The organism is Rasiella sp. SM2506, from assembly GCF_050859505.1.
Lineage (GTDB): Bacteria > Bacteroidota > Bacteroidia > Flavobacteriales > Flavobacteriaceae > Marinirhabdus.
In genome coordinates this window covers 540,253-561,435 of the sequence record NZ_CP193934.1, presented here as the reverse complement: position 1 = coordinate 561,435, position 21,183 = coordinate 540,253, and the positions used below count along the sequence as shown (strand labels likewise).

The following is a 21,183-nucleotide window of genomic DNA, read 5'->3' as shown; positions in this document are numbered from 1 at the left end:
ATTTTTCGAGGTGGCAAATATACATAATTTAATTTGTAAAACTAACTTCATAAACTGTTAAACTTTAAACAGATAACGAGTACTTTCGTGAAATGACGAAAAATAAATCCTTCTTTTCTAAGAAACTCATAGCGTGGTATTTACAGAACATGCGCGCCCTGCCTTGGAGGCAAACTAACGATCCATATAAAGTTTGGCTTTCTGAAATTATACTACAACAAACACGCGTTGTACAAGGATTGCCTTATTATACTAAGTTTGTTGCTGCCTACCCCACCGTACAGGATTTGGCTAAAGCTCCTGAAGAAGCCGTTTTAAAGCATTGGCAAGGATTGGGGTATTATTCCAGAGCTCGTAATTTACTTTTTACGTCAAAAATAGTGGCAAATGAACTAAACGGAGCCTTCCCAGATAACTACACCGACCTGAAAAAACTAAAAGGTATAGGAGATTACACGGCAAGTGCCATTGCCTCTATTTGTTTTGATGAAGCAGCCGCTGTGGTAGATGGTAATGTATACCGAGTACTATCACGTGTTTTTAAAGTGAGCGTACCTATAAATAGTACCGAAGGAATTAAGTATTTTAAAAAATTGGCACAAGAACTATTAGACGCCTCACAGCCTGGAACCTATAATCAGGCTATTATGGAATTTGGCGCAAGATATTGTGTGCCGCAGAACCCTGTGTGCGAATCGTGTATTTTTAATGATCGTTGCGAAGCATTTAAAAATAAACTAGTTGCTGAATTACCCGTAAAGCTGAAAAAGTTGAAAGTGAAAAAACGCTACTTTAATTATTTGGTAGTTATTTCAGACGATAAAAAAATACTCTTGGAACAACGAAAAGGGAAAGGGATTTGGCAAAATTTGTATCAGTTCCCCTTACTGGAAACTACCGCAGAAATTTCCGAAGAATATCTATTTGCAAATGATGACTTTAAAAAGTTTACTGGAACGATACCCAAAAAGAACGTTTCAAAATATAATGATACACCCGTTGTGCATAAACTGTCACACCAGCACTTGTTTACTACTTTTTGGATTGTTGAAACCGGAGAATTAAAGGATAAAGGCGTCGCAATTTCTGAAATAGAAAAATTTCCCGTGCCAGTGTTGGTGGCTAATTTTTTAGAGAACTTTAGTCTTTCAGATAAAGAGCAATAAGCGCTTTTTGTTCAGGACGATAGAATTGGAAAAACAATAAACTATAAAATCTTAAAAATGATTATATTTAAATTTCAAAATATACCTTTGTAGATTATATTTTATTATGAGCGGAACATTAAACAAGGTCATGCTAATTGGCCATACAGGAGACGAAGTAAAAATGCATTATTTTGAAGGCGGTGGAAGCCTTGGGCGTTTTCCGTTAGCAACGAATGAAACCTATACAAACCGAACTACCGGCGAACGTGTAAATAATACGGAGTGGCACAATATAGTAGTGCGCAACAAAGGAGCCGAAATTTGTGAAAAGTACCTTAAAAAAGGAGATAAAGTATATATTGAAGGTCGTTTAAAGACCCGCAAATGGCAAGACGATAAAGGCATGGATCGGTACAGTACCGAGATTCAATGCACAGATTTCACCTTCCTTACCCCAAAGAGTGATGGCAGTGGGATGCCACAGGATACTACGTCAAACCAGCAGCAATCTTCGCAGACTCCAGCACAACAGCAACACGTACAACAACCCAATACCGAAGACAATGACGATCTTCCGTTTTAAGTTTAAATAAAACCACACCTTTGGATCCTGAACCCCCGAGTTTATTTATTTCCCTTATAACCTATACCGAAGTTTCCAGCTTGGTTATTTTGATAGTTTTATTGCTTTGTTCTGCCCTTATTTCTGGTGCCGAAGTAGCCTTTTTCTCCCTAACTCCAAACAATTTTGAATCTGGAGACGAGAAAAACCCTAACAAAAAATTAGCGATTGTAGAGCGATTGTTGGCGCGTCCCAAAAAATTACTAGCAACTATTTTAGTAGCGAATAACCTTATAAATATTGCTATTGTATTGCTGTTTGCGTCATTAAGCGATACTTTTTTTAACAGGGTTAGTACAGATTATTTTGGGATAAATATTCGCTTTATTTTGGATGTGGTTTTGGTGACCTTTCTTATTTTGTTGTTTGGTGAAATTCTTCCCAAGATATATGCAAGTAGAAATAAAGTTTCATTTTCATTATTAATGGCGTACCCGCTGAATGTGTTGGACAAATTTTTCTCACCCATTAGCTTGCCCATGAGAGCTGTTACCTTGTATATTGAAGATAAATTTGGCAAACAGAAATCAAACCTGAGTGTAGACCAGCTCTCCCAGGCTCTGGAGCTTACAGACGCAAGAGACACCACCAAAGAAGAGCAAAAGATATTACGAGGTATTGTGACCTTTGGAAATACAGATACCAAGCAAGTGATGAAACCCCGTATGGATATCTTTGCTTTAAACGAAAGTACGCCCTACAAGGAAATTATGCCAGAGATTATCTCTCATGGCTATTCCCGTATTCCTGTATACAAAGACAATATAGATACTATTACAGGCATTCTATATGTGAAGGATTTAATGCCTTTTATTGAACGCAAGACGTTGGATTGGCCTAGTTTGGTGCGTGAAGCCTATTTTGTTCCCGAAAATAAAAAACTGGACGATTTGCTTAACGAGTTTAAAGAAATGAAGATGCACCTCGCTATAGTTGTAGACGAGTATGGTGGTACCAGCGGTTTAATTTCCCTTGAAGATATTATTGAAGAAATTGTAGGTGAAATTAGTGACGAGTTTGACGATGAAGATTTAATTTTCTCAAAACTGGACGACAATACCTTTGTTTTTGAAGGCAAAACACCCATGAAAGATTTCTATAAAGTAATAAAGCTAGAAAATCCAGAAATTTTTGAAAATGCCAAGGGAGATTCTGAAACACTTGCTGGGTTTTTACTGGAAGTTTCAAAAGGCTTTCCAAAACAGAGCGAAGTACTAAACTTTCATCAATATGCGTTTACTATTGAAGCGTTTGATAATAAAAGAATCAAACAAATTAAACTTTCAATTTCTCCGTAACATGCGCGCGCTACTATTTATTTGTCTAATTATTTTTTTTGCTTCCTGTGAAGATGCTACTACAGTAAAACCGGCATCCAAATTGCGGTTGGAATATCCAGAACCCTCCTATACGCTAGCTAAGATTAAATGTCCTTTTAGTTTTGAAAAAAATGAAATGGCAACAGTACACGTAAAAGCCAATTGTGCCGTAAACATAGAGTATCCAAGATTGAATGCTACTTTGTATGTAACTTACCAACCTGTTCAAGGTAAAAGTATAGACTCTCTGCTGTACGATGCACAAAAACTTACGTATAACCACGATAAAAAAGCGCAAGCCATTTTTGAACAACCCAGAATGGATAGTGTCAATAAGGTATACGGAATGTTTTATGCCATAGATGGAAACGCCGCTACACAATCTCAATTTTACGTAACAGATAGTATCCAACATTTTGTGCAAGGTTCGCTTTATTTTAACGCTAAGCCTAACTACGATTCTTTGTATCCAGCAGTAATGTACCTTCGTAATGACATCCGCCATATTATGGAGTCTATTTCTTGGGAGGAGTAGGCTTCAAATTGCCTGCTAAATACCTTCGTGAATTTCCTCTTTTCCTGTGCGAAACTCTGCGTAATAACTTAGAGTTATAATGGTGTTTCAAATAAAATAAATTCCTCAACTTTGCCCTTTCAAATTAGCAATGGGCAACACTAACAAAAAGTGGTTTTATCTTGCAATTCTTTCCCTTATATGGGGAAGTTCTTTCATACTCATAAAAAAAGGATTGGTAGGTTTGACAGACTATCAATTGGGGTCGGCCCGTATTGTGCTTACGTCTATTTTTCTTTTTTCAGTTGGCTTTAAAAGTCTGAAACAAATCCAGAAGCGTCATTGGAAATGGATAGCTATTTCAGGATTTATTTCCTCTTTCTTTCCGCCGTTTCTATTTGCCATGGCACAAAACGAAATTGACAGCGCAGTAGCCTCTATTTTAAATAGCATTGTACCATTAAATACGGTGATTGTGGGTACAACGCTTTTTGGTATACTAAGTTCTCGAAGACAAATAGTGGGTGTTTTTATTGGTTTGGCGGGAACAATCCTTCTAATACTAGCTGGCGCAGAATTTAACCCAAATCAAAATTATTGGTATAGTTTGTTGATTATTGCAGCTACTATTGGGTATTCACTTAATGTAAACATTATCAAAAAATACTTGAGTGATATTAGTGCCTTAGCTGTGACCACAGGAAATTTTTTATTCATTTTTTTTCCTGCATTACTTGTTTTGTATGTAACAGGTTTTTTTGAAACTATTTTTTCTTCTTCTGAAATGCAAGTAGCATTTATATATGTTGCCATACTATCGCTTTTTGGAACTGCCATTGCTAAAGTACTTTTTAATAAATTGGTGCAAATTGCCAGTCCGGTCTTTGCTTCATCTGTTACATACATTATGCCTATAGTTGCGGTATTGTGGGGTGTGGTAGACGGAGAGTCCTTCAGCATATGGCAATTAGTAGCTGCAGCTGTTATATTATTTGGTGTTTATTTAGGTAATAAAAAGAAGGTAAACCGATAAGATTGCGTTAAAGAATAGGTTAGTTTTAGATTTTTCCCGAAATTTATACTTCAGTAAAACCAACCACATGTCTAAAATCTATATAAAATACGGAGTGTTAATTGCCATTGGGCTTATTCTTTACTTTGTAATCACCAAAGTGTTAGGATTGCATAAATATCCAGTTTTAAGCGCGGCAAACGGAGTGATATACGGGGCAGGAATTTTAATGGCTTTAAAAAAATCTAAAGAGAATAAAACTAAATTTAAATACCAAAAAGGCTTTCAGGTTGGTTTTATGAGTGGCGCCATTGCTACCCTTATATTTACTGCGTTCATGGCATTAAATATGTATCAAATAGACACAGAATTTGCTAGAAACATCTTGGATACCTGGAGTTTGGAATACGAAAGTGGGACTTTTATCATATTAATTTCTATGGTGTTAATGGGAGTGTCCACTTCACTAGTGCTTACGCTAGCATTTATGCAGTTGCTTAAAGATTCCTGGAACACTCCAGATGGAAACCGAAATCAGCCAATAAAATAGAACGTAAACCCTTTGTAGATTAAGAATTTAAAATTATATTTGCACCCGCTTTGAAGAGAAGCGGGTTTTTAATTTTTAATAAACATCTAAACGTTACGCTATGTACGCAATTGTAGAGATAGCAGGGCAGCAATTTAAAGTTGCGAAAGACCAAAAGGTTTTTGTAAACCGTTTAGCCAATGAAGAAGGAGACAAAGTCGAGTTTGACAGTGTTCTTTTAGTAGGCGACGGAGACAACATTACCATTGGCGCCCCGGCTATAGACGGCGCTCTTATTGGAGCTAAAGTCTTAAGACACCTTAAAGGTGACAAAGTTATTGTTTTCAAGAAGAAAAGAAGAAAAGGGTATCAGGTAAAGAACGGTCACAGACAGTATCTTTCTGAAATCGTTATTGAAAGCATCGTAGGTTCTGGAGCTAAAAAAGCTAAGGATTCAACGCCTAAGAAAAAAGCAGCTCCTAAAAAAGCTGAACCAAAAGCAGCAGCTCCTAAAGCTGAAGCTAAAAAAGAAGCTCCTAAAGCTGAAGCTAAGGCTCCAGCAAAAAAGGCAGCTCCTAAAACCAAAGAGGTTGAGGTAAGTGAAAACTTAGTTACTCGTGCTGAACACCGTGCAGAAGAAAGTAATATCGAAATGAATATCGATAAAGTACTTCATAGCATTGGGACGGCTACAAAAGCAGACGCTCAAGATCTTAAATTGATCAACGGTATTGGACCCGCTTACGAGAAAAGACTTAATGAAGTAGGTATTTATACCTACGAGCAAATTAGTAAGTTAAAAGCTGCCGATAGAGAAGAACTTTCTGCTATCGATGGTATTACTCGCGAGAAGATTGAATCTGAAGAATGGGTAAAGCAAGCTAAAGAATTGCTAAAAAAATAAATATTAATTTTTAAAATATAAAACCATGGCTCATAAAAAAGGAGTTGGTAGTTCTAAAAACGGTAGAGAATCAGAATCGAAACGCTTAGGTGTAAAGATTTTTGGTGGGCAAGCTGCTATAGCCGGGAACATCATCATAAGACAACGTGGTATGGAGCACCATCCTGCAGATAATGTATACGCTGGAAAAGATTATACATTACACGCAAGAGTAGACGGTGTTGTAAAATTTACCAAGAAAAGAGATAACAAATCTTACGTTTCTATCGTGACAAGCGCAGAAGCATAGTCGTTATTCTTTTACAATTTTAAAAACCTCAATCGAGCAATCGGTTGAGGTTTTTATTTGGTGACGTAACTAGCCTGTGTAAGTCGCCATTTTTTATTCTGCGGCAGATGCGTCTTTATAAAATCGGAAGGTTTTGTGTGATACCAAAACCATTGCGGATTCTTTAGACTACCGTGACTTACAGCCCAGGTAATATCTAGCAATTGCCATTGCCCGTCTAGGAAAACAGCATTCCATGTGTGTTCTGGTGTTCCTGAAGTGTTTTTTTTCTCGGTTCCCTGTACGGTAAAACCGTGGATAATTTCAGCTTTAACGCCTACATCTTCGCAGAGTTGTTGGAATAAAAAAGCATACCCACCACAGAGCGCTTTCTTTCTCCGCAACGCCTGGGTGATGACATTGGCTTCGGAGGTGTAAATTTCTTTTTGGAGCTTTCGATTTAGTCGCAACTCGTTGTCGTATTCAATGGTGGTGGCGATCCAGGTGAAAATACTTTTTGCTTTTTCGGCATCGGTGGTTTTTCCACGGGTGATTTGTTCGGCTAAGTTTTTAGTGTTTGCTTTTTGAGGTTGCGCTTTCGGTTTATTCCTTGTATTGTGAGATTTTTTGTGCGTAGCGCGTTTGCCAATAATAGTTTTTCCCTGTGCCGTCATAGGTGTGGTAATGCCTACTGAAAGCAAGAAGGATACTAAGAAAAATAGTGGTTTTAGTTTTCGGAAACTCATAGTAAAATAACGTAACTTCAACTTTAATATTTTAGAATGCAATTTCGGTGCCATGTACTTCGGAATACTTATTGAGGTTGCTTTCTCTAAACAACCATCTTACCTTCTATGAAATATCTTTCCGTAGTCTTAGTCGCTTTATTTTTCGTTTCGTGCATTCCTTTACAAATCGCTCCTAATTTTGAAGGAGGGAAGATCTTTCCGCCGAAAAAACTCAAAAAACAATTACCGAATAACTATGTATATGCTTTTGAAGATCCAAAAGATGCTAATGAGTTTTTTAGGTATATGAATGCGAAGTTTCAGATTCTGTATGATGATGCCACCGGAAACATCCCAATTATAATTGATGCTCAAACCTATTACCTCACCTTTTACGAAGTAGAACGAAGTACAAAAACGGTAAACCTAATCCCCATGGCTATAGATGCCGGACTAGAAGAAAAAGGATTAGGTCCTGTATTAGAAAGTGCCCACGAAACCCGTGTTGGAAAATGGTTTATCGCACTTACCATTACGGACGAAGCTCTATTAGATGCATTAAAACCAGAATACCAAAACCATCCAAAAGTGCTAGCATATGCAGACCACATGCGGACCGAGTATTTAAATACGGTTCATTATATTGAAGTGTATTTAAAGAGTAAGCCTTCTAAATAAAAAACCCTCACATTGCTGCAAGGGTTTACTATTAATAATTCTCAAAATCCGCATACTGAGCGGAGTCGAAGACTAGTATCGGTAGTACTCAGGCTTATAAGGTCCTTCTACTTCCACACCAATATAATCTGCCTGGTATTTCTTTAACTCAGTAAGCTCCACACCAATTTTCTCAAGGTGTAATTTTGCTACTTTTTCGTCAAGTACTTTTGGAAGCATATATACTTTATTCTCGTAAGAACCACTGTTTTTCCAAAGCTCGATTTGCGCCAAAGTCTGGTTTGTAAATGAGTTACTCATCACAAAACTTGGGTGACCTGTTGCGCAACCAAGGTTTACTAAACGTCCTTCAGCAAGCAAAATGATGTGCTTTCCGTTAAGGTCGTATTTGTCTACTTGTGGCTTTATTTCGTCTTTAGTTGCGTTTGTTTTTAACCAAGCAACGTCAATTTCATTATCGAAGTGACCAATGTTACATACAATAACTTTGTCTTTCATTGCTTCAAAATGCTCTCCGCGAACGATGTCTTTATTTCCGGTAGTGGTAATAATAATGTCTGCATTACCCACAACGGTTTCTAGTTTCTTTACTTCAAAACCGTCCATGGCAGCTTGTAGCGCACAAATTGGATCAATTTCAGTAACGGTTACAATACTTCCAGCCCCTTTAAAAGAAGCAGCAGTACCTTTTCCTACGTCACCATAGCCACAAACAACAACACGTTTCCCTGCCAACATAATATCGGTAGCACGTCTTACAGCATCTACAGCACTTTCTTTACAACCGTATTTGTTGTCAAATTTACTTTTGGTAACACTATCGTTTACATTAATGGCTGGCATTGGTAAGGTGCCTTTGTTCATACGCTCGTATAAACGGTGCACTCCTGTGGTAGTTTCTTCAGAAAGGCCTTTAATACCCTCTACCAATTCTGGGTAACGGTCTAACACCATATTGGTAAGATCACCACCATCGTCCAAAATCATATTTAATGGCTTGCGATCTTCCCCAAAAAATAAGGTTTGTTCGATACACCAGTCAAATTCTTCTTCATTCATTCCCTTCCAGGCGTATACTGGAATATCTGCAGCAGCAATAGCAGCGGCAGCTTGATCTTGTGTAGAGAAAATATTACAAGAACTCCAGGTAACTTCGGCGCCTAATGAAATCAAGGTTTCAATTAAAACAGCCGTTTGGATGGTCATATGCAAACATCCTGCAATACGTGCTCCTTTAAGGGGTTGCTCATTTTTGTACTCTTCGCGCAAAGACATTAAACCAGGCATTTCTGCTTCAGCGAGTTCAATTTCTTTACGACCCCAGGCCGCCAATGAAATATCTTTTACTTTATACGCCGTGTAAGGCACTGTGTTAGTAGACATATTATTATATTTGAATTAATAAGTTTTCTTTTTCCCGTTCAATTTTCGGACTGCAAAAGTACATAATATTCACGAGAAATAATGCCACTTTACAAAACTATAACAGTAGCGAATGGAGCTAAGGTGCTGATTTGGAAGATTGAAGAGTCTTTTGAAGAACTAGCCACTGGTATCTCCCTCACAAAAAATTGCGCAGATAGGGTTGCAAATATGAAAAGCGACCTACACCGTCGCGGATTTATGAGCGTGCGCCATTTATTGGCTGCGGAAGGATACACAGACCATGATTTGTTTTATGACGAAAATGGAAAACCTCATTTGCAAGACGGCAAACATATTTCTATTACACATTCGTTTATCTTTTCGGCTATTATTGTGAGCAGCGATGCCGAAGTTGGAATTGATATTGAAAAACAACGTTCTAAAATCTTAAAAATAGCTCATAAATTTACGCCTATTGAGGAATACCGAACGCTGGCAAATGACGATGCTATTATGAGAAAGTTAACCATGGTTTGGGGTGCTAAAGAAAGTTTGTATAAAAGTTTTGCAACGCCTGGCGTAAGTTTTTTACAGCATATTTATGTGGAAGACTTTAGGCTAGACGATTTAAGAACAACCGCCAACGTGAGCTTTCAAGATGCTGAAGAAAATTACAAGGTTTGGTTTCTGGAGTTTGATGAATTTACCTGTGCGTACGCATTAAAGGCAGTAGGGAATGGGTTGTAGGTTTTTAGATATGGCAGTGAATTTTCTTAACGGTTATATTGAAAATGATTAAACAAGATACCACAACGATGTATCAAGAATTTCTTGAAGCTAGGCAGGAAAACAGGAAGCTTCTGTCTATTCTTATAGATCCCGATAAGTTCAATACCGCAACAATTTTAGGATTTCTAAAACAGATTCCACAAGAAACAACCCATATATTTGTTGGCGGAAGTACCGTCGTAAACGGCGCAACGGAAGCCGTTGTCGCCGCTTTAAAATTTCAAACCCAAAAGCCCATTCTTCTTTTCCCTGGAGATGTTTCTCAAATAACCGGCAAGGCAGATGGACTTTTGTTTTTGAGTTTACTTTCTGGAAACAATCCCGAATATTTAATAGGTCAGCACATACAGGCAATTCCAAAACTAAGAGGATCTGGACTGGCTATACTCTCAACCGGATATGTATTGATAGATGGCGGAAATGAGTCTGCCGTAGCTAGAGTTACAGGAACCGAACCTATGTCTCAGCAAAATATCCAGGCTATTGTAGACACAGCAAAAGCAGGCGAATTATTAGGAATGAAATTAATTTATCTGGAAGCTGGCAGTGGTGCAAAAATTCCAGTTTCAGCAAAAATCATTACTGCCGTAAAAAACGAAATCAACATCCCTTTAATCGTTGGTGGTGGTATTAGAACCGAAGCTCAAAAGCAAACCGCTTATAAAGCAGGAGCCAATATGGTAGTGATGGGAACACAATTCGAGGGAAGAAGTACGAAAGTATAAATCTCAAATTTTTTTACTTTCTCCTTAGAAAAATTTTAATTTAGTAGATACTACTAAGGTCACTGAGTGATTTTGTGTTAAAAATGTTTATTAAATAAGACGAATTAGTATTGCAAAATTGTATCGAAGTGTATCTTTGAATGTTGGAATAGGTCTGGTCGAGCGCAGTCGAGATCTCCATAAACATCCCTAAATTTTAATACAATGAATATTTCTGTAGAGCTCACACTTACTCCCCTTCAAGACAACTTTGAACCTGCGATCATACACTTTATTAAAAAACTACGAGCATCGGGACTTACAGTACTTGAAAATCCGCTGAGCACCCAGGTTTTTGGAGAGTATGATGTTGTTATGAATGTTCTTCAAAAAGAAATGAAAACAGCGTTAGAAGCCATTGACAAAGGTTTGCTTTATATGAAAATAGTAAAATCTGACCGTAGCGACTATGAACCCCATTTTTGATTTCCTTTTTAGTCAATATGCCGAATATGAAACCCAGCAAATAGTATTAGAGGCTATGGCCGTTTTGTTTGGTTTAGCTTCTGCCTTATTTTCCTGGCGTAATAGTATTTGGGTGTATCCTACAGGAATTATTAGTACAGTACTCTTCGTGTATTTACTTTGGCAATGGGAATTACTAGGAGATTTAATTATTCAGGGATATTATTTTATAATGAGTGTGTACGGTTGGTATATCTGGACCCGAAAGGTGTCGCCAGATACATATACGCCTATCACAAAAGCTTCAACAAGGGAACACGGTATAGCAGTAAGTATTGGCTTGGCATCTCTCGTTGGCGTTTTTATTGTGTATTCGGTTTTCGATAAGTGGACGAGTTGGACAGCTTATGTGGACACGATTACTACTGCAGTCTTTTTTGGTGGGATGTGGATGCTGGCAAAACGTAAAGTAGAAAACTGGTTGTATTTATTAATAGGTAATAGTATTAGCGTGCCGTTGTATTTTATTAAAGGCTACACGGTAAGCAGTTTGCTATACCTTATCTTTATAGCCATATCTATTATGGGATATATAGCATGGAAAAAACACTTGTACAGCAACAAAGTAATTGCTTAAAAATCGTTCTTTTTGGACCAGAATCTACAGGGAAAACAACTTTAGCAAAACAACTAGCCACACATTTTAAAACCGAATGGATTCCAGAATACATGCGCACCTATTTGCAGGAAAAATGGGACCACAAAGCTGAAAGAATTTCAAAAGAAGATCTCTTGCCAATTGCTGAAGGACAAATCAGTTCAGAAAATGAAGTAACGAAAAAAGCGAACAACATCCTGTTTTGTGATACCAATTTATTGGAATTACAAGTATATTGTGAGTACTATTACAACGGTTGGTGTCCTTCTGAAATAAAGGAAGCAGTTGAAAATCAGCACTATGATTTTTATTTTTTGACAAATATAGACGTGCCTTGGTTTCCAGATGATTTACGTGACCGACCCAATGATAGGTCTGGCTTATTTCGTAGTTTTGAAACGGCACTTATAAGTAGGAATATTCCATATTCGATTCTTTCAGGATCTCAGGAAGAACGCTTGAGTAGTGCTTATAAAATACTACAACAAAAGATATTATAATATTACATGCTAACGAAAAAGGACGTACAGCAAATTGAAAAAAGTGGCCTTACCACAAAGCAGGTTGTGTCACAATTAGAAACTTTTGCAAAGGGAATCCCTCCTTCAACAATTGTGACTGCAGCTTCTGTAGGGAATGGTATTGAGCAAATCTCAGAAAAAAGTAAGCGGGCGCTTATTTCCTTATATGAAAATTTAAAAACACAGAAAACCATTGTAAAGTTTGTGCCGGCGTCGGGAGCTGCAACACGTATGTTTCAGTTCTTATTCGAGTTTTTAGAGAATTTTAACCCGGAAGAAGAAACTTTCAATAGGTATGTAAAAAAAGGAAATTTTAAACAACTGGAATTATTTTCAAAATCGTTAAAGGACTTTGCTTTTGTAAATGAAGTGAGAAAGAAAATACGAGAAAATTATCCCGAGTACAAGCAAAACAGGAAGGGTGCAAGGCTTCAGTTTTTTGTAAAAAGCATGTTGGAAGAAAAAGGACTTAATTTTGCCAAGTTACCCAAAGGGCTTATTCCTTTTCATAAATACGCAAAATATTCCACCACTGCGTTTGAAGAGCAATTGTATGAAAGTGCACTTTACGCAACAAGCAAAAATGATGCATACCTTCATTTTACTTTTTCAGAAGCACACGTGCCACATTTTAAGCATCAATTTGAAACCGTTAAAAAGCGTGTTTCAAAAAAGACTAAAACCGAATTTAATATTTCCTATTCATTTCAGAAACCTGAAACCAATACACTTGCTGTAACTCCAGATAATAAGCCTTTTAGAGACGAAAATAATGAAATAGTCTTTAGGCCCTCTGGTCACGGAGCATTGCTTGAAAACTTGAATGAGATAGATGCAGACATTGTATTCATTAAAAATATTGACAACGTTACCGCACAAGAGTATACTGAAATAATTGCTGAGCACAAAAAAATGCTTGCGGGCAAACTACTCTCTATACAGGAAAAGGTATTTCATTATTTGGAACTATTAAAGAACAAACAAGCTACTGAAGAAACTGTTTCTGAAATTAAATCTTTTCTCTGGAACGAACTGAATATAAAAGATATTCCACAGGATCGGGAAAGATTATTTTTAGTGTTAAACCGACCCATACGTGTTTGCGGAATGGTAAAAAACACAGGAGCTCCAGGGGGTGGTCCATTTTGGGTAAAGCAGGTACATGGGCAGACGAGCCTTCAGATTGTTGAAATGGCTCAAATCAATACCAAGGATATACACCAAATGAATCTTATAAAAGAAGCCACACATTTCAATCCAGTAGATTTGGTATGCGGAGTAAAGAATTATAAAGGAAATAAATTTGATCTCACACAATTCTGTGATCCTCATACGGGTTTTATTTCAAGCAAATCCCAGTTTGGGAGACCGCTCAAAGCTTTAGAGCTTCCAGGTCTATGGAATGGTGCTATGGCTCGCTGGAATACTGTTTTAATAGAAGTGCCTCTAAACACATTTAATCCTGTAAAAACAGTAAACGACTTATTGCAGAAAGAACATCGTCCAAACGCCTAATGAATTCTTCTATTATTTTATCTGAATTAAAATACAAGGCCGTGAGAAGTAGCGGACCAGGCGGGCAACATGTTAATAAAACCTCCTCCAAAGTGGAAGTGTATTTTGATATAGAAAATTCGCTAGGACTTTCAGAAACCGAAAAATCGCTTTTGCTACAACGTTTATCTTCACGCCTTACTTCAGAAAATATACTTGTTTTGCAATGCAGTGAAACCAGAAGCCAGCATCGTAATAAAACATTGGTTACAAAACGGCTACTTCAACTTTTAGAAGATCATAAAAAAATTGCAAAAAAGAGAAAGAAAACAAAGCCTTCAAGATCGGCTACTGAAAAACGACTTCGGAATAAGAAAGAAAAAGCGTTGAAGAAATCCAATCGTAAACCACCACAATTTTAAAATATACACATAAAGTGTATAAATATTATACAAGTGTACCCCCAAGGAAACACTTTTTATTTTTTTGGATATTACAAGCAACTACCTCAAGGGCTTTAAATGTAGTCATTTAGACTTTAATTGGTATTCGTAGCCACTTTGGCTTGATAATTTCTATTAAGTAGTTTAGAAATATACATTGGTAAGCTTGTAACAAACCTTACGTATACTATAATAAGACAGCATAATCATTTTTTTAATAAAGGTTAAAACTAATTTGTGCTATTGTTAACCATCAAATCCTGAAACAATCCCCACTTTGTAAAAAGTGTTTCAGAATGGGTTGGAGTGAACGAGTCTGAATTTACTCAGTAAAATAATGCTGTAGCAAAAAATATTTGAGGGTGCTACCATTGTTTCGCTTATAAAACTCTGAAAAAGGTGAATTCAAAAATTCTATTTAAAAGGCAATAGCCTTAACCTGCAAGTCAACAGCAAGGTATAGATAGATTTAAAAGCAGTAAGCTGCAGGTATTTTTAGATTCAATACTTCGCATGGGTGCCCAAATAGGGCACCCTTTTTTTTTGAGTACTTTTCAAACTTCTTTTATAGTTTTGTATAGCTATTTAGATATTATTAACCTTTAGTGCCTGTATATTCTTTATTTTTACATTTTCCTGATTTCTTATGACAGAACAGATATTATTAATTGAAGATGATGTTGCCTTTGCAGCAATGCTAACCTCATTTTTGGAGCGAAACGATTTTGTAGTTGCCGTAGCGCACAATGGAGAAGATGGGCGTAAGCTTTTGTCGAAAACAGCTTATGGAATTGTGATAACAGATCTTAAACTGCCTGATACCACGGGAATTGAAATTTTAGAATTTTGTAAAGAAACCGCTCCAGGTACCAAAGTTCTTATTATGACGGGGTATGCAGATGTAACTACAGCTGTAGATGCAATTAAAAAAGGAGCTATCGATTATATTTCCAAACCGTTTAGACCCGAAGAATTGCTGATGGTGCTTAAAACTTCTGTGCCAAAAGTAGCTGAAGAACGAGAAAAAATATTTACTCAAAACGGACAGCCAGCCGAAAAGAAGCGCTTAGGTGCTCCCTATGTAAATGGAATTAGCGAAATTTCAAAAAAGTTTAATGAATATTTACAATTAGTGGGCCCCACCAATATGTGTGTGCTTATACAAGGAGAGAGTGGAACGGGTAAGGAAGTGGCTGCTAAGGCTATTCATGATATGAGCCAAAGAAGCGGCAAGCCTTTTATACCTGTAGATTGTGGTGCCATTCCAAAAGAGATTGCGGCAAGTGAATTTTTTGGACATATTAAAGGAAGCTTTACTGGTGCTGTAAACGATAAAATAGGTCACTTTCAAGCGGCAGATGGCGGTACTTTGTTTCTAGATGAAGTGGGAAATCTTTCGTATGAAAACCAAATACAATTATTACGTGCGCTACAAGAAAGACGTATAAAACCTGTAGGAAGTAATAACGAAATTGAAGTAGACCTGCGTATTATTTCTGCCACGAATGAAGACTTAACCAAAGGCGTAGCAGAAGGAACTTTTCGCGAAGATTTATACCATCGTTTAAACGAATTTTCAGTTCACATTCCAGCTTTAAAAGAACGAAAAGAAGATCTTTTTCTTTTTACCGAATTTTTCCTGGACCAAGCTAATACAGCTTTGGGGAAAAATATTAAGGGCTTAGATAAGCAAGTTGAAACAGCTTTCAAAAAGTATGCCTGGCCGGGTAATTTAAGAGAGTTAAAAAATGTATTGAAACGTGCGGTTTTGCTTACCAATTCTTCAAAGATTACCATAGATGTTATTCCAAGAGAAGTGATTATAGGGGCAGAAACTACTCCGAAAAAGGATTTTTCGAAAGAGACAAACGAAAAACAGCTTATTATAAATGCTTTAAAAGAAACCGAGTACAATAAAGCTAAGGCGGCAAGACTCTTAAACATTACGCGGAAAACGCTGTACAATAAGTTGAATCATTACAACATAGAACTTTAGGAAATTTCGCTTTGTAACGCAACAGTCATTTTGGACATTTCTACTTCTAAAGCACCAAAAAGACGTTCTAACTCAGAGTCTTCATTCTTTATTAATTCCAATATTTCTAGCAAAGACACTACGCTGCTTGCTTGTATTTGTCGTGCCATGGTGAGTTTTCTGTGTGATAAAGCACGTACCGTGTCGCGATCATTTTTAGTAACAGCTTCTTTCAGTTCTATCATATCTTTTTTAGTCTGAATTAAAAAAACCGATAGAATTTCTTTCAGCCCTTTTTCATCTTTCATAAAAGATTTCAATAAGCTTAAATCATATATTGCTTCCTCCTTTTTTGTAGCGGTTATAGGCTCTTTTATAACCTCTTCACCAATGTCAAACAATGTGTAGAGCGCGTTTAGTAAATCTGCTTTGTGAAAAGGTTTATGAAGCAACTCACTGAAACCCTGCTCAAAATAATAGTCGCTTTTGTGTTGCTGATTTCCCGTCATAGCAATAACGGGTTGGTCTGTATACATTAAATGATTTCCACTCTTAAAATGTTTTAAAATTTGAAAGCCATCCGTTTCCGGCATTTGTATGTCTGTAAGCACAAAATCGTAATCTACAGCTCCGGAGATGGTTTCAAAATCTGAAAACTTTTCAAAAGCATTGCAAATAATACCCTCCTGTTCCAAAACTTCCGAAAGTAAAGAACGCATAGCACGATCATCGTCAAAGACCAAAGCTTTAAGCTGCATCTTGGCTAGGCGTGTGGTTTCGGAAATAGTTTTTGGAACTACGGCTATTTCTGTTTCTTCAACGTTTTCTAAAGGCAGCATAACCGAAAAAGAACTTCCTTTTCCTAATTCACTAGCTACTGAGATATTTCCACCCAATAAACCGGCTAGTTTTTTTGAAATTGCTAATCCCAATCCAGTACCACCAAATTTTCGAGATGTATCTTCTTCAGCTTGTGTAAATTCTTTGAAAATGAGTTCTTGTTTTTCAGCAGAAATACCAATGCCTGTATCTTTTACTGTAATCTTTACGTGTGTACGCTTCTTCTTTTCCGTAACAATTTCAGCAATAATAGAAACACTGCCCGTTTCGGTAAACTTAAAGGCATTGCTCACTAAGTTTAATACAATTTGCCTAATGCGTAACGGATCGCTTTTAAAGTATCGGTTTTTTAGCTTTTCATTTATAACAAGATGGAGCTTTACCGCCTTGTCTGAATACCTGTCTTTTATGGCATTTCCAGATTCCAACAGTATATTTTCCAGCGGAAATGCAATATGGTCAATCTTCAATTTACCCGCTTCCAGTTTTGAAAAATCCAACAGGTCATTCACCAACTGAGTGATAAATAGGGAGCCGCTGGCAATTTGGTTGGTATAGTATTCTTGTTTTTCTGAAAGTTGAGTATTTCTAAAGAGTTCGGTATACCCAGAAATAGTATGTAGCGGTGTTTTAAGATCGTGACTCACCGTGGCAATAAGCTGTTCTCTGCTTTTTAACACATCTTCCGTGGTTTCTTTTGCTATCCTAAGTTTTTTCCGAAGTTTTTCTGCCCTGAAAAAGTCGGAAATTATGATGTATGAAAATAATAAAATCACAACCAGTCCTACAATCCCCGAAATCTTTAAAACACTGCTTGCTTTTTCAATAGAACGTTGTTGTTCGGTCTTATCCCGCAAATAATTTTTCGAAATTTCCTGGTCAAAAACCGTGATAAGTTCCTGTAAGTTTTTTGAAATCACAAGGTCGTTTGTGATAAGTTCTGCTTCCCGAATTTTTAACTCTTCTCTGTTTTTATTTCTATTATATTTTGCTTCGGCTACAATAAACCGCGTTGTGGCGAGGGTGGAATCTATAAGTTTTGCCGAAATCTTCATCGTATCCACACCTTCATTCCTGTTGGACATTCTAATGATATTTTCCCAGGACTTGCGTTCTTTTTCGCTTCTCCATTTTGGCTTAAGGTAATTTTCTAAGGTGAATTTACCCATGTTGTTTTCCAGATTGCTAAACTCCCGTAAAATATCGTCAAGCGATTTGTCCTCGTTCATTTCCATAGAAAGCTCCCGAAGCGCAATAATGTTCTTGTTTTTGGAGATAAGCAATTTTTTAATGCTATCAAGCTGTATCTTTTGAGATTCTTTAGGAGTAGATTTTCTGAAATCGGCTATCCTTTGGTACAACGAATCTACCCGAATCTGGAAGCGTACGAAGTCTTCTTCATCCTCCGAAAGTAAAGCGAGACGTGAGTAGCTATCGGTTTCGTATACCAGATTAATAAGAGATCCTGTCTTTACAACTTCCTTGCTGTCAGTATCATTAGCTGCATTTAAATAGGTGCGTAATTCTGAAAAAAGAAACACTACAACAACTACCGCCAAAGTCGCCAGGACTAGGTAGCTTGCAATAATTTTCAGGGGAAAACGAGTTTTAATAGGTTTGCTCATCTAAAGTAAAGATACAGAAAATCGTTACTTTAAATGGAATGAAATTAAAAACCCTTTATTACTTTTGCATCACATCTCAAAGGGGTGCTCGGACGATTGCAGATTGCAGATCGGAGATTTATGATTTAAGAATTTTTATAGTTCAAAAATCAACAATCGAAAATCAAAAATCAACAATTATCTTGGCTGAGATTATACCCATAGAACCTGGAACAGGTAATGCTGTTTAGGAATATACCAGTCGCATCGAGTGCGGTCGGGATGTAGTTGTCGAGCCATCTAAACGTCTCGGCTGCACTCGACCAGACACAACTTAATTATTAACAACTAAGAATAACGCCCCTTTTATTCGTAAACCAAATTTTTACGAATGAAAACGTTACGCACAATTACCATCGCATTACTAGCCACAACGGCAAGTTTTGCACAAGAAACACAACAAGACAGCACAAGTATTGAAACTTTAGAAGAAGTTTTGGTGCAGTCGGTTAGAGTCAAGGCAGATTCGCCCATTACACATTCCAATCTTTCGGCCGAAGAAATAACAAAACGAAACCTAGGCCAGGATATCCCAATTTTATTAAATTATTTACCTTCAGTAGTTACAACGAGTGATGCTGGAGCAGGGGTAGGGTATACTTACATTCGGGTTCGTGGGAGTGATGCTTCCAGAATAAATGTAACCCTAAATGGAATTCCCTTTAACGACGCCGAAAGCCAGGGAACCTTTTTTGTAAACCTGCCAGATTTTGCATCTTCGGTGCAAAGTTTACAGTTACAGCGAGGAGTTGGAACCTCTACCAATGGTTCGGGAGCCTTTGGCGCTAGTTTAAATATGCTCACCGATGCCGTATCTGAAAAAGCGTATGGGGAAATTTCGAATAGTTTTGGTTCCTATAATACTAGAAGACACAGTGTGAAATTTAGTACGGGATTGCTTAACGATCATTTCGAAATATCTGGACGTCTTTCCAACATCCAAAGCGATGGATATGTAGATCGTGCTTCAAGCGACTTACAATCGTATTTTTTACAAGGGGCTTTTAAGGACGATAATACGTTAGTAAAAGCAATTGTTTTTGGAGGGCGGGAAGAAACCTATCAAGCCTATAATGGGATAGATGCAGAGACACTTGCCACAGATAGAACTTTTAATCCTTCAGGATTGTATACAGACCAGAATGGGAACATTCAGTTTTATGATAATGAAGTAGATAATTATGCCCAGGATCATTACCAGTTACTTTGGAACCAACGCTATAATAACAACTGGAGTAGTAATGTTGCTTTAAATTACACCTATGGTAGAGGGTATTTTGAACAATACAAAGAAGATGAAGATTTTGAAACGTATGGTTTTGAACCCATTGTAATAGGTGAAACAACTATAAATACTACAGATTTAGTTCGTCGTCGCTGGTTAGATAACGACTTTTATGCGTTGAATGCAAATGTAAATTACAAAGACGCCGAGTTTGATATTTCAACAGGATTATTTTATAGTCAGTATAACGGCGATCATTATGGAGAAGTAATTTGGGCTCAGTTTGCAGGAGGGTCTGAAATTAGAGATCGGTATTATTTTGGAACCGGCGATAAGAGTGAATTTACTGTCTTCGGAAAAGGTACGTACAGAATAAATAAGCAATGGAGCGTATTTGGAGATTTACAAGGGCGTTTTGTAGGATATGAAACCTTGGGGACTACGTCAGATTTGATTGAGCTGAACGACACGATGACGTATAATTTTTTTAATCCCAAAGCGGGAGCTTCATTTCAATTAAATAAAGGCAACCAGTTTTATGCCTCTTACGGAAGAGCCAATAGAGAGCCGCGCCGTAGTGATTTTGAACAAGATATTTTCACTGCCGAAACCCTAGACGATTTTGAACTGGGATGGCGATTTGGATCCCCTAAAGTTTCAGTAAACAGTAATTTGTTTTATATGAATTATCAAAACCAGCTGGTCTTAACGGGTGCTTTGGACGATGTTGGGCAACCGTTGCGCGAAACAAGCGGAAAAAGTTATCGTTTGGGGGTGGAAATAGATGCGAATATTGCCATTTTGGACAAGCTTTCGGTGTCACCAAATTTTGCATTGAGCAGTAATAAAAATCAGGATTTTATTTTTTCCAGGGATGGTGAGCTAGTGAACTTAGGAAGCACAAACTTAGCATTTTCACCAGAGATTGTAGTTGGAAATATCATTGCCTACAGTCCAATTAATAACTTGGAGGTTAGCTTTCTAACAAAGTTTGTGGGTGAGCAGTTTATGGGTAATTTAGATAGTGAGCTCTCCAGGTTGGATAGTTTTTTTACGAATGATCTAAACATAAATTATACTTTGGAAAAAATTCCTTTTGTACGTGAAATAGTTTTTCAAGGTTTGGTAAATAACATTTTCAACGTAGAATATGTAAACAACGGGTATTTTTTTACGTTCGATGATGATTTCAGTAATCCAGGGACAATAACCACAGTGGAAGGCGCTGGGTTTTTTCCGCAGGCAACGATTAATTTTTTAGTTGGGGCTACTGTGAAGTTTTAAAAATATGCGATAAGTTAATACATCATATTATACT

The 21,183-nt window shown here is 37.2% G+C and carries 21 protein-coding genes; 18 read left to right on the top strand and 3 right to left on the bottom strand.

Going from position 1 to position 21,183, the window contains the following annotated elements; all coding sequences use genetic code 11:
- The first annotated feature begins 92 nt into the window (after positions 1-92).
- From mutY to rpmA, 8 genes are all read left to right on the top strand, one after another.
- Positions 93-1,166, top strand: coding sequence for an A/G-specific adenine glycosylase (mutY, locus tag ACQ2HF_RS02725; protein ID WP_432411985.1), 1,074 nt, complete (start codon positions 93-95; stop codon positions 1,164-1,166).
- A 106-nt stretch (positions 1,167-1,272) separates the two neighbouring features.
- A complete protein-coding gene (locus tag ACQ2HF_RS02720) occupies positions 1,273-1,731 on the top strand; it encodes a single-stranded DNA-binding protein (RefSeq protein ID WP_432411984.1) in 459 nt (152 codons plus the stop codon).
- Positions 1,732-1,751: 20 nt separating this feature from the next.
- The gene (locus ACQ2HF_RS02715; RefSeq protein ID WP_432411983.1) at positions 1,752-3,068 is read left to right on the top strand and encodes a gliding motility-associated protein GldE; all 1,317 of its coding nucleotides are present in this window, start codon (positions 1,752-1,754) and stop codon (positions 3,066-3,068) included.
- A gap of 1 nt (position 3,069) precedes the next feature.
- Positions 3,070-3,624 (top strand): gliding motility lipoprotein GldD, encoded by a 555-nt coding sequence (gene gldD / locus ACQ2HF_RS02710; RefSeq protein ID WP_432411982.1) that lies wholly within the window; start codon positions 3,070-3,072, stop codon positions 3,622-3,624.
- A 130-nt stretch (positions 3,625-3,754) separates the two neighbouring features.
- On the top strand, positions 3,755-4,636 hold the full coding sequence (locus ACQ2HF_RS02705) for a DMT family transporter (protein WP_432411981.1): 882 nt from the start codon (positions 3,755-3,757) through the stop codon (positions 4,634-4,636).
- A 67-nt stretch (positions 4,637-4,703) separates the two neighbouring features.
- Positions 4,704-5,165, top strand: a complete 462-nt coding sequence (locus tag ACQ2HF_RS02700) for a DUF4199 domain-containing protein (RefSeq protein WP_432411980.1) — start codon at positions 4,704-4,706, stop codon at positions 5,163-5,165.
- A gap of 100 nt (positions 5,166-5,265) precedes the next feature.
- Positions 5,266-6,048, top strand: a complete 783-nt coding sequence (gene rplU, locus ACQ2HF_RS02695) for a 50S ribosomal protein L21 (protein ID WP_432411979.1) — start codon at positions 5,266-5,268, stop codon at positions 6,046-6,048.
- Between the two features lie 25 nt (positions 6,049-6,073).
- Entirely contained in the window at positions 6,074-6,337 is a 264-nt protein-coding gene (gene rpmA, locus ACQ2HF_RS02690; protein WP_432411978.1) for a 50S ribosomal protein L27, read from the top strand.
- A 53-nt stretch (positions 6,338-6,390) separates the two neighbouring features.
- Here the strand turns inward: rpmA and ACQ2HF_RS02685 are convergent, their stop codons facing one another.
- Positions 6,391-7,083 carry a transglutaminase domain-containing protein gene (locus tag ACQ2HF_RS02685; protein ID WP_432411977.1) on the bottom strand — a complete coding sequence of 231 codons (693 nt, stop codon included), beginning with the start codon at positions 7,081-7,083 and terminating at the stop codon, positions 6,391-6,393.
- An 87-nt stretch (positions 7,084-7,170) separates the two neighbouring features.
- On the opposite strand from ACQ2HF_RS02685, the gene ACQ2HF_RS02680 reads away from it, so the two are divergent.
- Entirely contained in the window at positions 7,171-7,722 is a 552-nt protein-coding gene (locus ACQ2HF_RS02680; protein ID WP_432411976.1) for a hypothetical protein, read from the top strand.
- A gap of 72 nt (positions 7,723-7,794) precedes the next feature.
- Here ACQ2HF_RS02680 and ahcY read toward each other — a convergent pair whose 3' ends face one another.
- Positions 7,795-9,105 (bottom strand): adenosylhomocysteinase, encoded by a 1,311-nt coding sequence (gene ahcY, locus ACQ2HF_RS02675; RefSeq protein ID WP_432411975.1) that lies wholly within the window; start codon positions 9,103-9,105, stop codon positions 7,795-7,797.
- An 81-nt stretch (positions 9,106-9,186) separates the two neighbouring features.
- Here ahcY and ACQ2HF_RS02670 point away from each other — a divergent pair, with 81 nt between their 5' ends.
- The 8 genes from ACQ2HF_RS02670 (at position 9,187) to ACQ2HF_RS02635 (ending at position 16,157) form a co-directional block, all read left to right on the top strand.
- The gene (locus tag ACQ2HF_RS02670) at positions 9,187-9,834 is read left to right on the top strand and encodes a 4'-phosphopantetheinyl transferase superfamily protein (protein ID WP_432411974.1); all 648 of its coding nucleotides are present in this window, start codon (positions 9,187-9,189) and stop codon (positions 9,832-9,834) included.
- Positions 9,835-9,878: 44 nt separating this feature from the next.
- The gene (locus ACQ2HF_RS02665; RefSeq protein ID WP_432411973.1) at positions 9,879-10,601 is read left to right on the top strand and encodes a geranylgeranylglyceryl/heptaprenylglyceryl phosphate synthase; all 723 of its coding nucleotides are present in this window, start codon (positions 9,879-9,881) and stop codon (positions 10,599-10,601) included.
- A gap of 204 nt (positions 10,602-10,805) precedes the next feature.
- Positions 10,806-11,066, top strand: a complete 261-nt coding sequence (locus ACQ2HF_RS02660; protein WP_432411972.1) for a thiamine-binding protein — start codon at positions 10,806-10,808, stop codon at positions 11,064-11,066.
- Positions 11,050-11,682: a nicotinamide riboside transporter PnuC gene (gene pnuC, locus ACQ2HF_RS02655; protein ID WP_432411971.1), complete on the top strand. Its 633-nt coding sequence runs from the start codon at positions 11,050-11,052 to the stop codon at positions 11,680-11,682. Before ACQ2HF_RS02660 ends, pnuC begins: the two co-directional genes overlap by 17 nt.
- A complete protein-coding gene (locus ACQ2HF_RS02650; RefSeq protein WP_432411970.1) occupies positions 11,643-12,203 on the top strand; it encodes an AAA family ATPase in 561 nt (186 codons plus the stop codon). Before pnuC ends, ACQ2HF_RS02650 begins: the two co-directional genes overlap by 40 nt.
- 6 nt (positions 12,204-12,209) lie before the next feature.
- Positions 12,210-13,739, top strand: a complete 1,530-nt coding sequence (locus ACQ2HF_RS02645; protein ID WP_432411969.1) for a DUF4301 family protein — start codon at positions 12,210-12,212, stop codon at positions 13,737-13,739.
- A complete protein-coding gene (gene arfB, locus ACQ2HF_RS02640; protein ID WP_432411968.1) occupies positions 13,739-14,140 on the top strand; it encodes an alternative ribosome rescue aminoacyl-tRNA hydrolase ArfB in 402 nt (133 codons plus the stop codon). The genes ACQ2HF_RS02645 and arfB overlap by 1 nt, the downstream gene beginning before the upstream one ends.
- A 667-nt stretch (positions 14,141-14,807) precedes the next feature.
- Positions 14,808-16,157, top strand: a complete 1,350-nt coding sequence (locus tag ACQ2HF_RS02635; RefSeq protein ID WP_432411967.1) for a sigma-54-dependent transcriptional regulator — start codon at positions 14,808-14,810, stop codon at positions 16,155-16,157.
- Here ACQ2HF_RS02635 and ACQ2HF_RS02630 read toward each other — a convergent pair.
- On the bottom strand, positions 16,154-18,601 hold the full coding sequence (locus ACQ2HF_RS02630; RefSeq protein WP_432411966.1) for an ATP-binding response regulator: 2,448 nt from the start codon (positions 18,599-18,601) through the stop codon (positions 16,154-16,156). The genes ACQ2HF_RS02635 and ACQ2HF_RS02630 overlap by 4 nt on opposite strands.
- A gap of 370 nt (positions 18,602-18,971) precedes the next feature.
- On the opposite strand from ACQ2HF_RS02630, the gene ACQ2HF_RS02625 reads away from it, so the two are divergent.
- Positions 18,972-21,149 (top strand): TonB-dependent receptor, encoded by a 2,178-nt coding sequence (locus tag ACQ2HF_RS02625; protein WP_432411965.1) that lies wholly within the window; start codon positions 18,972-18,974, stop codon positions 21,147-21,149.
- The last annotated feature ends 34 nt before the right edge of the window (positions 21,150-21,183 follow it).

Excerpts from the sequence above, each read along its gene's own strand:
- mutY (WP_432411985.1), top strand. The coding sequence starts at position 93 with ATGACGAAAAATAAATCCTTCTTTTCTAAGAAACTCATAGCGTGGTAT.
- ACQ2HF_RS02720 (WP_432411984.1), top strand. The coding sequence starts at position 1,273 with ATGAGCGGAACATTAAACAAGGTCATGCTAATTGGCCATACAGGAGAC.
- gldD (WP_432411982.1), top strand. The coding sequence starts at position 3,070 with ATGCGCGCGCTACTATTTATTTGTCTAATTATTTTTTTTGCTTCCTGT.
- ACQ2HF_RS02705 (WP_432411981.1), top strand. The coding sequence starts at position 3,755 with ATGGGCAACACTAACAAAAAGTGGTTTTATCTTGCAATTCTTTCCCTT.
- ACQ2HF_RS02700 (WP_432411980.1), top strand. The coding sequence starts at position 4,704 with ATGTCTAAAATCTATATAAAATACGGAGTGTTAATTGCCATTGGGCTT.
- rplU (WP_432411979.1), top strand. The coding sequence starts at position 5,266 with ATGTACGCAATTGTAGAGATAGCAGGGCAGCAATTTAAAGTTGCGAAA.
- rpmA (WP_432411978.1), top strand. The coding sequence starts at position 6,074 with ATGGCTCATAAAAAAGGAGTTGGTAGTTCTAAAAACGGTAGAGAATCA.
- ACQ2HF_RS02680 (WP_432411976.1), top strand. The coding sequence starts at position 7,171 with ATGAAATATCTTTCCGTAGTCTTAGTCGCTTTATTTTTCGTTTCGTGC.
- ahcY (WP_432411975.1), bottom strand. The coding sequence starts at position 9,105 with ATGTCTACTAACACAGTGCCTTACACGGCGTATAAAGTAAAAGATATT.
- ACQ2HF_RS02670 (WP_432411974.1), top strand. The coding sequence starts at position 9,187 with ATGCCACTTTACAAAACTATAACAGTAGCGAATGGAGCTAAGGTGCTG.
- ACQ2HF_RS02665 (WP_432411973.1), top strand. The coding sequence starts at position 9,879 with ATGATTAAACAAGATACCACAACGATGTATCAAGAATTTCTTGAAGCT.
- ACQ2HF_RS02660 (WP_432411972.1), top strand. The coding sequence starts at position 10,806 with ATGAATATTTCTGTAGAGCTCACACTTACTCCCCTTCAAGACAACTTT.
- pnuC (WP_432411971.1), top strand. The coding sequence starts at position 11,050 with ATGAACCCCATTTTTGATTTCCTTTTTAGTCAATATGCCGAATATGAA.
- ACQ2HF_RS02650 (WP_432411970.1), top strand. The coding sequence starts at position 11,643 with ATGGAAAAAACACTTGTACAGCAACAAAGTAATTGCTTAAAAATCGTT.
- ACQ2HF_RS02645 (WP_432411969.1), top strand. The coding sequence starts at position 12,210 with ATGCTAACGAAAAAGGACGTACAGCAAATTGAAAAAAGTGGCCTTACC.
- arfB (WP_432411968.1), top strand. The coding sequence starts at position 13,739 with ATGAATTCTTCTATTATTTTATCTGAATTAAAATACAAGGCCGTGAGA.
- ACQ2HF_RS02635 (WP_432411967.1), top strand. The coding sequence starts at position 14,808 with ATGACAGAACAGATATTATTAATTGAAGATGATGTTGCCTTTGCAGCA.
- ACQ2HF_RS02630 (WP_432411966.1), bottom strand. The coding sequence starts at position 18,601 with ATGAGCAAACCTATTAAAACTCGTTTTCCCCTGAAAATTATTGCAAGC.
- ACQ2HF_RS02625 (WP_432411965.1), top strand. The coding sequence starts at position 18,972 with ATGAAAACGTTACGCACAATTACCATCGCATTACTAGCCACAACGGCA.